Source organism: Polynucleobacter necessarius (assembly GCF_900095215.1).
GTDB lineage: Bacteria > Pseudomonadota > Gammaproteobacteria > Burkholderiales > Burkholderiaceae > Polynucleobacter > Polynucleobacter necessarius_H.
The window spans coordinates 496521-508770 of record NZ_LT606949.1 but is presented as its reverse complement, the minus strand read 5'-3'; the positions used below and the strand labels follow the sequence as shown (position 1 = coordinate 508770).

The 12250-nt window shown below is 46.7% G+C and carries 23 protein-coding genes and 1 pseudogene; 20 read left to right on the top strand and 4 right to left on the bottom strand.

Annotation, left to right across the window (positions count from 1 at the left end; translation table 11 throughout):
* Nucleotides 1-39: 39 nt before the first annotated feature.
* The 15 genes from DXE35_RS02845 (at nucleotide 40) to DXE35_RS02810 (ending at nucleotide 6649) form a co-directional block, all read left to right on the top strand.
* Nucleotides 40-516: a TetR/AcrR family transcriptional regulator gene (locus tag DXE35_RS02845; RefSeq protein ID WP_114689508.1), complete on the top strand. Its 477-nt coding sequence runs from the start codon at nucleotides 40-42 to the stop codon at nucleotides 514-516.
* Nucleotides 517-579: 63 nt separating this feature from the next.
* Nucleotides 580-732 (top strand): hypothetical protein, encoded by a 153-nt coding sequence (locus tag DXE35_RS09215; protein WP_162784946.1) that lies wholly within the window; start codon nucleotides 580-582, stop codon nucleotides 730-732.
* Nucleotides 733-746: 14 nt separating this feature from the next.
* Complete coding sequence (locus tag DXE35_RS10155) at nucleotides 747-1010, top strand: VOC family protein (protein ID WP_231969952.1); 264 nt, start codon at nucleotides 747-749, stop codon at nucleotides 1008-1010.
* A 311-nt stretch (nucleotides 1011-1321) separates the two neighbouring features.
* Entirely contained in the window at nucleotides 1322-1732 is a 411-nt protein-coding gene (locus DXE35_RS09515) for a Rossmann-fold NAD(P)-binding domain-containing protein (protein WP_197713938.1), read from the top strand.
* Nucleotides 1733-1850: 118 nt separating this feature from the next.
* Nucleotides 1851-2147 carry an FAD binding domain-containing protein gene (locus DXE35_RS09510; RefSeq protein ID WP_197713937.1) on the top strand — a complete coding sequence of 99 codons (297 nt, stop codon included), beginning with the start codon at nucleotides 1851-1853 and terminating at the stop codon, nucleotides 2145-2147.
* On the top strand, nucleotides 2122-2475 hold the full coding sequence (locus tag DXE35_RS09505; protein ID WP_197713936.1) for a hypothetical protein: 354 nt from the start codon (nucleotides 2122-2124) through the stop codon (nucleotides 2473-2475). The genes DXE35_RS09510 and DXE35_RS09505 overlap by 26 nt, the downstream gene beginning before the upstream one ends.
* Nucleotides 2476-2527: 52 nt before the next feature.
* Entirely contained in the window at nucleotides 2528-3106 is a 579-nt protein-coding gene (locus DXE35_RS02830) for an ABC transporter substrate-binding protein (protein ID WP_231969951.1), read from the top strand.
* A 209-nt stretch (nucleotides 3107-3315) separates the two neighbouring features.
* The gene (locus DXE35_RS10150) at nucleotides 3316-3837 is read left to right on the top strand and encodes a branched-chain amino acid ABC transporter permease (RefSeq protein ID WP_231969950.1); all 522 of its coding nucleotides are present in this window, start codon (nucleotides 3316-3318) and stop codon (nucleotides 3835-3837) included.
* Nucleotides 3830-4201, top strand: a complete 372-nt coding sequence (locus DXE35_RS10145; RefSeq protein ID WP_231969949.1) for a branched-chain amino acid ABC transporter permease — start codon at nucleotides 3830-3832, stop codon at nucleotides 4199-4201. The genes DXE35_RS10150 and DXE35_RS10145 overlap by 8 nt, the downstream gene beginning before the upstream one ends.
* A gap of 14 nt (nucleotides 4202-4215) precedes the next feature.
* Entirely contained in the window at nucleotides 4216-4959 is a 744-nt protein-coding gene (locus DXE35_RS02820) for a branched-chain amino acid ABC transporter permease (protein WP_231969948.1), read from the top strand.
* A 9-nt stretch (nucleotides 4960-4968) separates the two neighbouring features.
* A complete protein-coding gene (locus DXE35_RS10140) occupies nucleotides 4969-5178 on the top strand; it encodes an ABC transporter permease (RefSeq protein ID WP_231969947.1) in 210 nt (69 codons plus the stop codon).
* Nucleotides 5178-5741 (top strand): ABC transporter ATP-binding protein, encoded by a 564-nt coding sequence (locus DXE35_RS02815; protein ID WP_231969946.1) that lies wholly within the window; start codon nucleotides 5178-5180, stop codon nucleotides 5739-5741. The genes DXE35_RS10140 and DXE35_RS02815 overlap by 1 nt, the downstream gene beginning before the upstream one ends.
* 2 nt (nucleotides 5742-5743) lie before the next feature.
* Entirely contained in the window at nucleotides 5744-5932 is a 189-nt protein-coding gene (locus DXE35_RS10135) for an ABC transporter ATP-binding protein C-terminal domain-containing protein (RefSeq protein WP_231969945.1), read from the top strand.
* Between the two features lie 14 nt (nucleotides 5933-5946).
* On the top strand, nucleotides 5947-6114 hold the full coding sequence (locus DXE35_RS11140) for an ATP-binding cassette domain-containing protein (RefSeq protein WP_331851923.1): 168 nt from the start codon (nucleotides 5947-5949) through the stop codon (nucleotides 6112-6114).
* Nucleotides 6053-6649 carry an ABC transporter ATP-binding protein gene (locus DXE35_RS02810; protein ID WP_231969944.1) on the top strand — a complete coding sequence of 199 codons (597 nt, stop codon included), beginning with the start codon at nucleotides 6053-6055 and terminating at the stop codon, nucleotides 6647-6649. The genes DXE35_RS11140 and DXE35_RS02810 overlap by 62 nt, the downstream gene beginning before the upstream one ends.
* On the opposite strand, the gene DXE35_RS02805 is transcribed toward DXE35_RS02810, so the two are convergent.
* Nucleotides 6646-7149 carry a YqaA family protein gene (locus DXE35_RS02805; RefSeq protein WP_114689507.1) on the bottom strand — a complete coding sequence of 168 codons (504 nt, stop codon included), beginning with the start codon at nucleotides 7147-7149 and terminating at the stop codon, nucleotides 6646-6648. The two genes, DXE35_RS02810 and DXE35_RS02805, sit on opposite strands and share 4 nt — an antisense overlap.
* Nucleotides 7150-7303: 154 nt before the next feature.
* On the opposite strand from DXE35_RS02805, the gene DXE35_RS02800 reads away from it, so the two are divergent.
* Both DXE35_RS02800 and DXE35_RS02795 read left to right on the top strand, forming a co-directional pair.
* Complete coding sequence (locus DXE35_RS02800) at nucleotides 7304-8473, top strand: acyl-CoA dehydrogenase family protein (protein ID WP_114689506.1); 1170 nt, start codon at nucleotides 7304-7306, stop codon at nucleotides 8471-8473.
* A gap of 16 nt (nucleotides 8474-8489) precedes the next feature.
* A pseudogene (locus tag DXE35_RS02795) lies at nucleotides 8490-9674 on the top strand (CaiB/BaiF CoA transferase family protein).
* Here DXE35_RS02795 and DXE35_RS02790 read toward each other — a convergent pair.
* Both DXE35_RS02790 and DXE35_RS02785 read right to left on the bottom strand, forming a co-directional pair.
* On the bottom strand, nucleotides 9671-10444 hold the full coding sequence (locus DXE35_RS02790) for an endonuclease/exonuclease/phosphatase family protein (RefSeq protein WP_114689505.1): 774 nt from the start codon (nucleotides 10442-10444) through the stop codon (nucleotides 9671-9673). The pseudogene DXE35_RS02795 and the gene DXE35_RS02790 sit on opposite strands and share 4 nt — an antisense overlap.
* A complete protein-coding gene (locus DXE35_RS02785) occupies nucleotides 10444-10644 on the bottom strand; it encodes a hypothetical protein (RefSeq protein WP_114689504.1) in 201 nt (66 codons plus the stop codon). Before DXE35_RS02785 ends, DXE35_RS02790 begins: the two co-directional genes overlap by 1 nt.
* Before the next feature lie 119 nt (nucleotides 10645-10763).
* Here DXE35_RS02785 and DXE35_RS02780 point away from each other — a divergent pair, with 119 nt between their 5' ends.
* Genes DXE35_RS02780 through DXE35_RS02775 form a run of 3 tightly spaced genes read left to right on the top strand, consistent with a single transcriptional unit; the run spans nucleotide 10764 to nucleotide 12094 of the window.
* Nucleotides 10764-11405: an ABC transporter permease gene (locus DXE35_RS02780; protein WP_197713935.1), complete on the top strand. Its 642-nt coding sequence runs from the start codon at nucleotides 10764-10766 to the stop codon at nucleotides 11403-11405.
* The gene (locus DXE35_RS10910) at nucleotides 11398-11646 is read left to right on the top strand and encodes an ATP-binding cassette domain-containing protein (protein WP_269459854.1); all 249 of its coding nucleotides are present in this window, start codon (nucleotides 11398-11400) and stop codon (nucleotides 11644-11646) included. The genes DXE35_RS02780 and DXE35_RS10910 overlap by 8 nt, the downstream gene beginning before the upstream one ends.
* A complete protein-coding gene (locus DXE35_RS02775) occupies nucleotides 11639-12094 on the top strand; it encodes an ATP-binding cassette domain-containing protein (RefSeq protein WP_269459853.1) in 456 nt (151 codons plus the stop codon). Before DXE35_RS10910 ends, DXE35_RS02775 begins: the two co-directional genes overlap by 8 nt.
* Before the next feature lie 2 nt (nucleotides 12095-12096).
* Here the strand turns inward: DXE35_RS02775 and DXE35_RS10905 are convergent, their stop codons facing one another.
* The gene (locus DXE35_RS10905) at nucleotides 12097-12219 is read right to left on the bottom strand and encodes a hypothetical protein (protein ID WP_269459852.1); all 123 of its coding nucleotides are present in this window, start codon (nucleotides 12217-12219) and stop codon (nucleotides 12097-12099) included.
* Between the last annotated feature and the right edge of the window lie 31 nt (nucleotides 12220-12250).

Here is a 12250-nt window from a genome sequence, read left to right as displayed (position 1 = left end):
TGGTCAATAAGTCCAAATTCGGATCAACTCTGAGAACCCATGCGTTTTACTAAAGATCACGTTTCCAGCGAAAATAATGCTGAAATTTCAGCAGGCGGATCAATGCCAACCAGAAAGCGAATGGGCACAGCCGAACGTAAGCGTCAAATCCTCGATAGCGCCATTCAATTCTTTGCCAGAAATGGCATTGATGACCAACTCAGAAATTTATCTAAAGAGCTGGAAATCACCCATACCCTGCTCTATCACTACTTCCACACTAAAGATGCTTTGATTCAAGAAGTCTACAAAGAAGTTTTTGAATCTCGCTGGAAACCAGAATGGGAAGAGTTGCTGGATGACGAATCACTGACACCCGAAGAAAAATTCAATGCATTTTACCTGGACTATTCCAACACAGTATTGGCTTATGACTTTGTTCGCATCCTGATTTTCTCTGGCTTAAGTGATCACTCAATTAGCGATCGCTTCTTTGAGCTTTTGCGTACGCGTTTATTGCCGAGACTTATTCGCTAAACACGCAAGTATTGCGGCAGAGCGGATACCTCCAAACCAACGCAACGCGAGCTTGAATTTTTAATGGGCTTACATGGCGGCATCTTTTACATCGGCATACGCCGTTGGATCTATGGCCAAGCCATATATGGCGCTGAAAGCCACAATACAGAACAAGAAATCATTCGTGATCGAGTGCAGTCTTACCTCCATTCCGCAAAATCATTATTCGCTTAATTCAAAGGATCATCATGTCTAACTTAAGCCTAAATCACTGTTCCATTCGCAGTCTGGAAATCGAAAAAACCACTGAATTTTTTAGCAAGGTATTAGGCTTAACTGTTGGTCCAAGGCCAGAATTTCCATTTCCAGGGGTCTGGCTCTATAACGGTGATGAAAGCAGCTTGGCAAACGCAGTGCTGCACTTAATTGCCATCGATAAAATGATCCTAGCGGACTTAAGAAATATTTTGGAGATCGTGCTCCTAGCTCTCTACATGGATCCGGCGCGGTAGATCACATCGCCTTCTTCGCAAATGGGCTTGAGGAAAAAATTGCGCTTTTAAAAGAGCTCAAGATTCCTTATCGCGAACGCACAGTACCAGTTTTAAAGCTTCACAAAATATTTCTAGATGATCCCAATGGTGTCGTTATTGAACTAAACTACACGGCTGAAGAAAAAACGGCTCTGGACGCCAAGGCAGCATAGGAGCGATTGATGGCAAAAATCCTGGCTATTGGCGGCTCTCTTGGCGGCTTGTTTGCGGCGAATATTTTGCTGTGACAAGGACATGACGTCACCCTGCTTGAGAAGACAACTGGATTCTTGGATGGCCGTGGCGCGGGTATTGTGACGCATGACGCCTTAGCTGAAGCACTCCGTGCCGCCGGCGTTACTGTCGATGAAACCCTGGGTGTAGCCGTTACCAAGCGTATGACTTTAGGTGCTGACGGCCAAAGTCTGGGGGAAAGGGAGTTACTTCAAGTGCTTACATCTTGGAGTCGTCTGTATCACATGCTGAAGGAAAGCTTTCCAGGCGCACGCTATCTTCAAGGCAAAACAGTCAAAACAGTTACTCAAGATCCAAATAGCGTACAAGTGCTATGTGAGGATGGCAGCCAATATGATGCCGAGATCTTGATTGCCTCTGACGGCATACGTTCTGCAGTAAGAGCCCAAGTAGCCCCACAAATTCAACCTGAATATGCCGGCTATATAGCGTGGCGTGTGCGATGAAGCTTGTTTATCCACTTACACACTGAAGACGCTATTTAATCGCTTTGGTTTTTGCCTACCTAACGGAGAACAAATGCTGGGCTACCCAGTGGCAGGCTAAGGCAATGACACTCGCCCCGTGAAGCGTCGCTACAACTTTGTTTGGTATCGACCCGCTTCGAAACATGAGGACCTGGTCAGCCTTTTGACTGACGACGATGGTCATTACTACCCTACCGGCATTCCCCCACTCAAGGTTTCCTGGAAACACATTGCTCACATGCGAAAAGTAGCGCAAGAGATATTGGCGCCCCAATACGCGAAAATACTGGAGAAAACTGCGGCGCCATTCTTGCAAGTAATTTATGACGTTAGAGCCGAACAAATTGTTTTTGGGCGAATCGCATTGAATGGGCGACGCTGCCTTTGTTGGTAGACCTCATGTTGGCATGGGCGTCACAAAAGCGGGTGACGAAGCGATGGTGATTGCAAAGCATATTGCAGCACTTGGCGCCACACCAGAAGCTTTACATACTTATAGCGAGGAACGCCTCAAGCTTGGTCAGCAAGTGGTTGCTAGAGCACAGTATTTGGGGCGCTATATGCAAGCTCAGGGCAGCAAGGGCAATAGAGAGCACGAGAAGCTTAAAAGAAATGTCGATACTGTGATGGTGGAAACCGCAATTGATATTAGCGATCTATTAGCTCAAGGGAAAGCAGTACCTGAATACGCACATGAAAAGGCGCATTCAGTTAAGATTTAAAAAAAATAAAAAGCATTCTTATTTAACAAAGTTTTATAGGGAGGAGACAACCATGAAACAAAAAGTAACGAATCAAACGAGACGCAAGATGTTGATTGGTGGAGCTGCCGCAGCAAGCACTCCACTATGGTTAAACGTTGCGCATGCTCAAGCTGACACGATCAAGATTGACTTTCCGACACCGTTAACCGGCCCATTCTCCGCCGAAGCCCAGGACCAGGTAAATGCTGCGGAGTTGGCTATTAAAGAATTGAATGATGCTTGTGGTTTTAACGAACGCAAAGCGGAATTGTTAGTGCGCGACGACAAGTTAAATCCAGGCGAAGCGGCAACTCGTACATTGGAATTGATTGAGAAAGACAAAGTGAACTTTGTTGTGGGCTCGCTTTCCGCAGCGACACAACTCTCAATCAACGCGGTATGTAAAGAGCGTAAGGTTCTCTTCAACTCCATTAGCCAGTCTGATGCGATTAACGACGCGAAAGACTGGAGCGTCTATACATTCCACGAAGCGCTTAATCCAACTATGACTGCTGGTGCTGTGTCACGCTATGCTATCCCGCGCAATACGACTGGTACAAGGGTCCCGAGCACTACCGTAAGTGTGACCACCAAGCAGTCCAAACCGTGATCATCGTAGAGTCGAAATCGAAAAATATGAAAGACAAGTATGACGTCTTCAATATGTTAACGATTGAGCCCACAACCGAGAAAAACATGCGCTCTTGCGCAGAACTAGGCCACAAAGCTTAATCCAAAAATTTCAGAGTGGATGATAAATTCACCCCGATCCACCCCCTCCCTTATTAGGTTTAGGGGAGTTATTTTCTGAGTATATTTATGACCAGTATTACATTTGAACTTCTTTGCATGCAGCTGCTTACGGGCATCGCCTTAGGTAGCATTTACGCACTTCTCGCCATGGGCTTATGTCTGATTTTTTGTATGCTCAATGTGGTGAACTTTACCCATGGCGCATTTTTTATGGTGGGCGCTTTTTTAGGTGTTTACTTCTTGGGCATTACTGGAAGTTCTTGGTTTAGCCTAGTGCTAACTCCATTGTTTGCGGGAGCAATCGGCCTTTTAACCGAGCTCTTGTTAGTACGGCCTTTATATGGTCTCGGACTGGATTACCCGCTACTACTCACCTTTGGCCTCTCCTATGTATTGATTGAGGTCATGCGCATTACCTTTGGTATTGAAGGATTGCCTTCAGCGACTCCGGAAGGCCGTACTGGAACGGTGAATGTCGGTATTGGATACTTCCCGAAATACCGCTTATTCCTAATAGCCGCTACCGCTGTAATTATCTTAGGCGTGTGGTTCTTTATTCAAAAAACCCCGTTATGGCCTAATGATTAAAGCGGGTGCAGCCGATCAAGAAATCGTGAAGGTCTTGGGTATTGATATTGCTAAGGTTTGGCTACTGGTCTTCGGCCTAGGCTGCGCAATTGCCGGCCTATCAGGAATACTTGCTTCACCAACGAGATCCGTAAATCCAGAAATGGGTATTCCTATTTTGGCTGAATCATTTTTGGTGACTGTGGTTGGCGGCATGGGCTCACCTGTTGGAGTTGTTATTGCCGGCTTACTAGTAGGCGTGGTCTACAGCATGACCTCACTCTTCTTCCCCGACTTGGCAGAGTTATCTATCTTTGTATTGATGGCCGTAGCGTTATTAATTCGCCCACAAGGTTTATTTGGTAAAGCAGGAGCGATGGGCTAAGACTCCGTATATCTATGGACTCATTATTTCAACTCAGTGCACGTCATCGCGTACTAGCTAGCACGCTATTTTTAGCAATCTTTCCATTCATCGTGCCGTACGAAGCTCTGGCGATCAATATTTTGATCTTTGGTTTATTCGCTATGGGCTTTAACTCGTTATTTGGCTATATGGGACTCCTCTCCTTTGGTCATGCAGCCTTTTTAGGTATTGGCAGCTACCTCACCGGTATTGCCATCGTTCATTACGGCATACCTTGGGGAATCGCCATTCTCACGGGTATCGTAGGTGCAGCCATTGGCGGCCTTATTATTGGTTACTTGTCCATTCGCACTCGCGGGATCTATTTCTCAATGGTGACATTGGCTCTTGGTCAAATTGTGTATTACATCTTCTATAAAGCGGAAAGCCTTACAGGCGGTGAGAATGGTTTGCGCGGCGTGAGAGTGGGTGAATTCACCATCCTAGGTATTCCAATTGATTTTTTAAATCCCCTAGTGAAGTACTACGTCATTCTCTTCTTCGTAGTGATTGCGATCTGGCTAATCTCACGCATCCTACACTCTCCTTTAGGCGCAGTAATGGAGGCGATTCGCGAAAATGAAAAGCGTGCGGCAGCTTGTGGATTTAATGTGGCTCGCACCAACAAACTATTGGTAGTTGTTTTTGCAGAAGCCATTTGCGGCTTAGCTGGTTCATTACGCGCCCTGCACCTCTCCATCGTTCCAATCGACTCTCTGCACTACTTGCAAGCATGACAAGCGGTCATGATGAGTATTCTGGGCGGCATGGGCACCTTCTTTGGCCCTTTCATTGGCGCAGCGGTCATGCTCTATTTAGAAGATGTCATAACTACCTTTACCAAACACTGGATGGCCGTCGTTGGCTTGGTTTTCATGTTCTTTGTGCTGTTCTTCCACAAGGGAATCTGGGGAACTATTCTGAGCAATCTACAAATTAATCAGGATTCAAAATAATGAGTAGCGCAACTACAACCCCCATTCTTGAAGCGCGTAACGTCAGTAAGAGCTTTGGTAAGTTCAAGGCTCTGCAAAATGTATCTACTAGCTTTATGCCTGGAACGTTAACCGCAATTATCGGACCCAATGGCGCTGATAAGAGCACCTTCTTCAATGTCTTAAGTGGTGCCTTTCCCCCATCCAGCGGACAAATACTATTTAATGGTAAAGACATTACTGGCATGCAGCAACATGCGTTTGCTCCCATCGGAATTTCCAAAAGCTTTCGGATTACCAACGTCTTTAAGCAATTAAGCGTTCATGAGAATGTTCGTGTTGCCGCTCAAATGGAAACCACCCGCCATAACTTTCTGCGCAATGCGCAAAGTTATCCTAAGCCTATTGAGATTGCCGATGAGCTGCTTCATCGAGTGAATCTTGAGCACTTGCGCAACAAAAAGACAGGCGACTTGACCCACGGACAGCAGCGCGCTCTCGAAATTGCAATGGCGTTAGCCTGTAATCCTAGCCTGCTTTTACTGGATGAGCCTACAGCCGGAATGTCTCCAGAAGAGACTTAGTCATGATGGAGCTCATACGAACTTTAGCAAATGAACGGGCAGTCATTTTGGTCGAGCACAAAATGAAGCTCATTATGGGTCTTTGCAAGCGCATCATCGTTTTGCACCATGGTGAATTTTTAGCAGAAGGTACACCAGAAGAAATTCAAAATAATGCCGAGGTACGTCGCGTGTACCTTGGTCAAGGTTAAACGGCAAGCAAACTATGTTGCGTGTAGACAATTTAAACGCTTGGTATGACCGCAGTCATGTATTGCAAGGAGTATCGCTTCAAGTCAATAAAGGCGAAATTGTCACCTTGATGGGTCGCAATGGCGCAGGCAAAAACCACCCTACGCTCATTAATGGGTCTACTATCCAAGCGTCAAGGTAAAGCCGCAATTGATGGCATCTCGTTTTTGGATTTGCCTGCTCATGAACGCTTTCATTTGGAACTAGCTTATGTACCAGAAGATCGCCGGATTGTCCCAGGGCTAACCGTTAAGGAAAACCTAGAACTTGGCGTGATCGCCAAGAAGAACTCAGGCGGTATGAGTGCACTAGTTGATGAAATTGCCGAAATTTTTCCCAGGCTGAAAGAACGCCTTCATCAAGATGGCACCTCTCTGTCAGGCAGGGAGCAGCAAATGCTAGCGATTGCTAGAGCCATGATTGGCAAGCCTAAGGTCATTCTGCTGGATGAGCCCTCAGAAGGCATCATGCCAGTCTTAGTGGATGAAATGTTTGAGTTGTTTGCCAAATTAAAACAGCAAGGCCTCACGATTCTTTTGGTCGAGCAAAACGTACAGCAGGCTTTGAAAATCTCCGACAGAGCCTATATTCTGGATCAAGGTGAGATTGTGTTTCATGACACCGCTCAGAACCTCTTGAATAATGATGAGATTCAGCAAAAGTATTGCGCGGTTTAGATGATGTGCAACCAGTGTCCCAGTTGATGCCAAAAACTATCGGGGACTAAGCCCAGAAGCGAGGTGAGCGTAACAAAACGCAATAATTTACCTATAAACATGTAAATAAGGCATGGCTGCCAGGGAAGTTTCAACCATCCAGCAGCCAAACATAAGGGATCGCCAAATCCTGGCAGCCAGGAAAACAGCAACAACTTGGGACCCCAATCTCCCAGCCAGCGCTTTAAACGACTGTCTCTTGGCTCATCCATGGATTTAAAACTATTGCGCGCCAACACTCCAAGCCACCAATTCAACATACCGCCGAATGTATTACCGATTGTGGCAACGGCTATTGCGACCCAAAATAAATGGGGATTTAGAGTGACATAACCAAACAGAATTGGCTCTGAACCAGCCGGAATTAAGGTCGCGGAAATAAACGCGCTAACAAAGACTGCAGGCAAGCCCACTGAAGGCATTCCAAACCAGCTAAAAAAATGCTCGAAGACACCATCCATTCAAAAACACCTCCTAGGGTATTGGAGCAAATAATCTTGAGTCTCATGAGGACTATTTTGCCTTGTTTTAGTCAATATCCAATATTGTTAAATCTTGCTTAAACCAATGGCTCTGTCAGTAAATAAACCATAAAACCTATAAATCGAGACCTTCATGAATCACCCTATTCCAAAGCCAGACCAATACCAAGATATACGCGAGGCTTTGCGCGATCTTTGCGGAAGCTTTGATTCCGCTTATTGGCAAAAGATTGACCATGAGCGCAGTTATCCCGAAGCATTTGTCGATGCAATGGCGCAAGCAGGCTGGTTAGCCGCCCTGATCCCTGAAGAATACGGCGGCTCAGGTCTTGGTTTGGCTGAAGCCTCGGTGATCATGGAAGCAATCAACTTCTCTTGCGGCAACGCCGGATCTTGTCATGGTCAGATGTACAACATGGGTACCTTATTGCGTCATGGCTCTGATGCTCAAAAGAAACTTTATCTACCAAAGATAGCTACTGACGAATTTCGTTTACAAACGATGGCGGTAACTGAGCCAACTACCGGAACCGAAACTACCAAGCTCAAGACAACCGCAGTGAAAAAAGGTGACAAGTATGTCGTAAACGGACAAAAGGTCTGGATCTCTCGCATTCAGCATTCTGATTTGATGATTCTCCTGGCGCGCACTACTCCACTGGCCGAAGTGACTACAAAATCCGAAGGCATGTCGATATTTATCGTTGATCCGAAAGAAGCCATTGGCAAGGGTATGGATATCCAGCCTATTGCCAATATGGTCAACCATGAAACCAATGAAGTATTCTTCGATAACCTAGAAATTCCTGCTGAAAATCTGATCGGTGAGGAAGGCAAAGGCTTTAAGTACATCCTCGACGGCCTTAATACAGAGCGCACCCTGATCGCCGCCGAGTGTATTGGCGATGCCTACTGGTTTGTCGATAAAGCCCGTCGCTACGCTAATGAGCGTGTGGTGTTTGATCGTCCTATTGGCAAAAACCAAGGCATTCAGTTTCCAATTGCAGATTCCTATATTGAAACTGAAGCAGCCAACCTGATGCGCTTTCAGGCTTGTAATCTCTTTGATGCGAAAGAGCCTTGCGGTGCCGAAGCCAATATGGCCAAGTATTTGGCGGCGAAAGCTTCTTGGGAAGCGGCGAACGTATGTTTGCAGACTCATGGTGGCTTTGGCTTTGCCAATGAATACGATGTTGAGCGTAAGTTCCGCGAGACTCGCCTCTATCAAGTAGCGCCAATCTCGACAAAGTTGATTTACTCCTGTGTTGCCGAGCGCATCCTCGGCCTCCCACGTTCTTTCTAATCTAATCGAGATCAATATGAGTGTTCGCCAATTAGATAGCATTACCGTTGTTTCTTTAGAACATGCCATTTCGGCACCTTTTTGCACGCGCCAGTTAGCCGATTTTGGAGCGCGCGTTATTAAGGTGGAGAGGCCCGATGGAGGCGACTTGGCTAGAGGATACGACACGCAGGTTGACGGACTTTGCTCTCACTTCGTATGGGTAAATCGATCTAAAGAGAGTTTGACCTTAGATCTAAAGCAGCCAGCTGCGATTGCCACACTGAAGGAGCTATTAAAGACAGCGGATGTGCTGGTACAAAATCTAGCGCCAGGCGCGGCGGCTCGCATGGGACTGACTGCGGAAGTATTGCAAAAAGAGAATCCAAAACTGATTCTCTGCGATATCTCTGGCTACGGTAATAATGGTCCGTATCGCGATAAAAAAGCCTATGACCTTTTGGTTCAGAGTGAGACTGGATTTTTATCGGTTACCAGAACTCCGGAAACACCGAGCAAAGCGGGCAATTCGATTGCTGATATTGCGGCCTGCATGTACGCCTATACCAACATCTTAGCTGCCCTTTTGCCAAGAGGGAAAACCAGCAAAGGCTCAGTGATCGACATCTCCATGCTCGAATCTCTTGGTGAATGGATGAGCTTGCCCATGTATTACGCCTACAAGGGGGCGGAACCTCCACCGAGAAATGACGCTTCTCATGCAACCATTTATCCGTATGGCCCCTTTAAAGCGGACGATAGCAAAACTGTCATGCTGGGGCTTCAAAATGAGCGTGCATGGGTGCAGTTTTGCGAGCTTGTATTAGAGAATCCAAATCTCGCCAAAGACGAGCGCTTTGATCGCAACTTTAAGCGCAATGAAAAACGCGCCGAACTTCTAGAAATTATTAATAGTTGCTTTATTCAACTGACTTCCGAGCAATGAATCGCAAGATTGGAAAAAGCTCAGATCGCGAACGCCCATCTCAACGACATGGAAGGCCTTTGGAAGCATGAACAACTGAAAGCCCGAAATCGTTGGACTGAAGTGGATAGCCCTAATGGCGCTATCGCCGCCCTACTACCGCCCGGCTTAAATGATAGTTATGACTATCGCATGGATCCCATACCCGCAGTCGGAGAGCACACGAATGCGATCCTGAAAGAATTGGGATTAGAGGAGTCTGATATCGCCAATATGCGAGCTAGCGGGGCAATTTAAAGCAGTGGCGAAGTGAGGTGTGCAGCATTCTCAAGGTAGCGACGCCATGTTGGCCTCTTCGTCCAGGCTTGCGGATCGACATAATCCGATTGAGCCAAGTATGACTCAATCAACTTCCCAAGTTTGGCGCAAAAATCAACGTTATACACAATCAGACTGATTTCAAAATTAAGACGCAAGCTGCGTTGGTCAAAGTTAACTGAACCAAAGATTGCAATTCGTTTGTCAATCAGCAAACTCTTGTTAAAGTCTCCAGCGACGATCGTATGTCCATCTTGAGCCAAATGTTGAATGTGCCCAATAATAGCCTCCAACTGTCGCTCCCGGCCACGCTCAAAAAACGCTAAATGTACACAAAAACAATGGATGGGCGTATCTACGCCATCTAGTCTTGTAATGCTGTGCAGCAGCCCGCGACTCTCAAAGCGATACGCAGATATATCGTAGTTGTTACCCTTTTGCTGAGGGTGCTTAGAAAGAAGCGCATTACCATGATGCCCATCACGATACTTGGCATTTTTTCCATAATGCCAGTGCTGCCAAAAATCCTCGGAAAGAAAGTGTGTTAGCTCTGTCAGTGGCCATTGATCAAAACGCATCGACCTACCCCGATGCTCCTGCTGCAACTCTTGTAAGAAAAGTAGATCAGGATAATGGCTGCGCATTTTCTGGCGCAATTGATAAATTGTTGAGTGTCGATGCAAAGGTGATAAACCTTTGTGAACATTCATGATCAAAACTGTAAAGCGAGAAGCGTTTTTTGAATCCATCAGAACTGCCCCGCCGCACGCTGACGCCGAACGCGCGCCAGGTAAATCTCGCCCTCAACTAGATCCTGACACTGCATACATTTATTGCAAATAGAGGCCTGCTCTCGCAATTCTTCAATGGAGTCTACCGGATGGGTATCCAAGTACTCGCGCAACTCCACGTCGAGGACCTCATTGCAGAGGCAAACCACTTCAGCCATTAGTCGACAATAGGGAAATCAGTCTCATTACAGCCATTTTGCCACTGCCTTGATAGAATCAAGTGATGTGAAAAGCCTTTCAGGACGCCCTCGCCCTACTCACCCATTTGGATGGCGGAGTGCTTGGGATCGTCTGGATTTCGCTACAGGTTAGTCTCACGGCTTTGCTGATTGGAGCACTGCTGGGCCTCCCAATTGGAGCACTTCTAGCTACAGAACGATTCGCAGGCAAGAAAACGATTATTGTGACCCTTAATACCCTGATGGGCGTCCCCACTGTAATCGTTGGGGTCCTGGTATATCTCATGTTGTCCCGCACATGGCCGCTAGGGATGTGGGGATGGCTATTTACAGTCAATGGGATGATTGTGGTCAAGACATTACTGACAACCCCTCTCATTGCCACTCTTAGACGCCAAATATTGGAGGACTCCTGGAAAATTCACCGTGACTTCTTTCTCAGCCTCAGATTCCCCCCTCTGTCTCGCTTTAAATGGCTGATATGGGATTGCCGCTTCTCGCTCATCCTTGCTATTCTTGCTGTCCTAGCAAGAGTCATTTCAGCGGTTGGAGCAGTAATGATTGTTGGCGGCAATATTGATCATTCAACTAGAACAATGACAACCGCGATTGCCATAGAGACTAGCAAAGGTAATCTACCTCTCGCTCTTGCGCTCGGCATTGTCTTGCTGACCATCGTTTTGTTTGCCAATCTACTTACCTTTGCGGTTTGCCAAGTTGCGGAGCGTCGCTATGGTTAGTACAACACAGACTTTTGAGAGACTCATTGAGGTCAAAGACATTATTGTCAAGAGTGATGGCAGAACCATCCTTAATATTGCTCATGCCATCATTCCCGCAGACCGAATTACCGCATGCATTGGCCCAGACGGCGCCGGAAAAACTACTTTACTGAAGCTCCTAGATGGGCTCATCAAGCCTGACTCAGGCACGGTGACTTATTCCTTCAAGCCAAATCTTACACCGCACACTCATGATTAAAGCCTCGGCTAAAGCCAATCTGGGAATAGCGCGAGATGTCGATCCATCGATTCGGAATACCGATGTAGATCGGGTGATGGCGCAGGTGGGTTTAGATAATCTAGACATTAGTCCAGCCCACAAACTATCCACCGGAGAAAGACAAAAGCTTTGCCTTGGCAGGGCCATTCTCTTGCAGCCAAATTTAGTATTGCTAGATGAACCTATAGCCAATCTCGACCCCAATGCAACTGAACAAGGCGAAGATCTGATTCGCCAATGTAACCGACAAGGTGCGAATGTAATTTTTTCATCCCACCAACTCGCTCAAGTACAAAGACTCGCTGAACACATCATCTTTCTTGACAAAGGCGAGATAAAAGAAAATGGACCCGTAGACCCCTTCTTGAATCAGCCTCAAACACCAGCAGAGAAACGCTACCTACATCAAGAGCTGCTTAACGACTAACCTTATTTAGCCGCAGGTACAGCTGGAGCAGCCGGAGCTGCGGCAGCCACTGGTGGAGTAAATGGAGGTGCAGCCGTGCATACGCCAGGCGCAGGAGTTCCAGGTGCCCTAAATTGATCTGCCACCTTGTTGTGCGCTAAACAAATTTATATGCGC

What these genes read in the sequence shown, in the direction of transcription:
- DXE35_RS02845 (WP_114689508.1), top strand. Translation starts at nt 40, where the DNA reads ATGCGTTTTACTAAAGATCACGTTTCCAGCGAAAATAATGCTGAAATT.
- DXE35_RS09215 (WP_162784946.1), top strand. Translation starts at nt 580, where the DNA reads ATGGGCTTACATGGCGGCATCTTTTACATCGGCATACGCCGTTGGATC.
- DXE35_RS10155 (WP_231969952.1), top strand. Translation starts at nt 747, where the DNA reads ATGTCTAACTTAAGCCTAAATCACTGTTCCATTCGCAGTCTGGAAATC.
- DXE35_RS09505 (WP_197713936.1), top strand. Translation starts at nt 2,122, where the DNA reads ATGGGCGACGCTGCCTTTGTTGGTAGACCTCATGTTGGCATGGGCGTC.
- DXE35_RS02830 (WP_231969951.1), top strand. Translation starts at nt 2,528, where the DNA reads ATGAAACAAAAAGTAACGAATCAAACGAGACGCAAGATGTTGATTGGT.
- DXE35_RS10150 (WP_231969950.1), top strand. Translation starts at nt 3,316, where the DNA reads ATGACCAGTATTACATTTGAACTTCTTTGCATGCAGCTGCTTACGGGC.
- DXE35_RS10145 (WP_231969949.1), top strand. Translation starts at nt 3,830, where the DNA reads ATGATTAAAGCGGGTGCAGCCGATCAAGAAATCGTGAAGGTCTTGGGT.
- DXE35_RS02820 (WP_231969948.1), top strand. Translation starts at nt 4,216, where the DNA reads ATGGACTCATTATTTCAACTCAGTGCACGTCATCGCGTACTAGCTAGC.
- DXE35_RS10140 (WP_231969947.1), top strand. Translation starts at nt 4,969, where the DNA reads ATGATGAGTATTCTGGGCGGCATGGGCACCTTCTTTGGCCCTTTCATT.
- DXE35_RS02815 (WP_231969946.1), top strand. Translation starts at nt 5,178, where the DNA reads ATGAGTAGCGCAACTACAACCCCCATTCTTGAAGCGCGTAACGTCAGT.
- DXE35_RS10135 (WP_231969945.1), top strand. Translation starts at nt 5,744, where the DNA reads ATGATGGAGCTCATACGAACTTTAGCAAATGAACGGGCAGTCATTTTG.
- DXE35_RS11140 (WP_331851923.1), top strand. Translation starts at nt 5,947, where the DNA reads ATGTTGCGTGTAGACAATTTAAACGCTTGGTATGACCGCAGTCATGTA.
- DXE35_RS02810 (WP_231969944.1), top strand. Translation starts at nt 6,053, where the DNA reads ATGGCGCAGGCAAAAACCACCCTACGCTCATTAATGGGTCTACTATCC.
- DXE35_RS02805 (WP_114689507.1), bottom strand. Translation starts at nt 7,149, where the DNA reads ATGGATGGTGTCTTCGAGCATTTTTTTAGCTGGTTTGGAATGCCTTCA.
- DXE35_RS02800 (WP_114689506.1), top strand. Translation starts at nt 7,304, where the DNA reads ATGAATCACCCTATTCCAAAGCCAGACCAATACCAAGATATACGCGAG.
- DXE35_RS02790 (WP_114689505.1), bottom strand. Translation starts at nt 10,444, where the DNA reads ATGGATTCAAAAAACGCTTCTCGCTTTACAGTTTTGATCATGAATGTT.
- DXE35_RS02785 (WP_114689504.1), bottom strand. Translation starts at nt 10,644, where the DNA reads ATGGCTGAAGTGGTTTGCCTCTGCAATGAGGTCCTCGACGTGGAGTTG.
- DXE35_RS10910 (WP_269459854.1), top strand. Translation starts at nt 11,398, where the DNA reads ATGGTTAGTACAACACAGACTTTTGAGAGACTCATTGAGGTCAAAGAC.
- DXE35_RS02775 (WP_269459853.1), top strand. Translation starts at nt 11,639, where the DNA reads ATGATTAAAGCCTCGGCTAAAGCCAATCTGGGAATAGCGCGAGATGTC.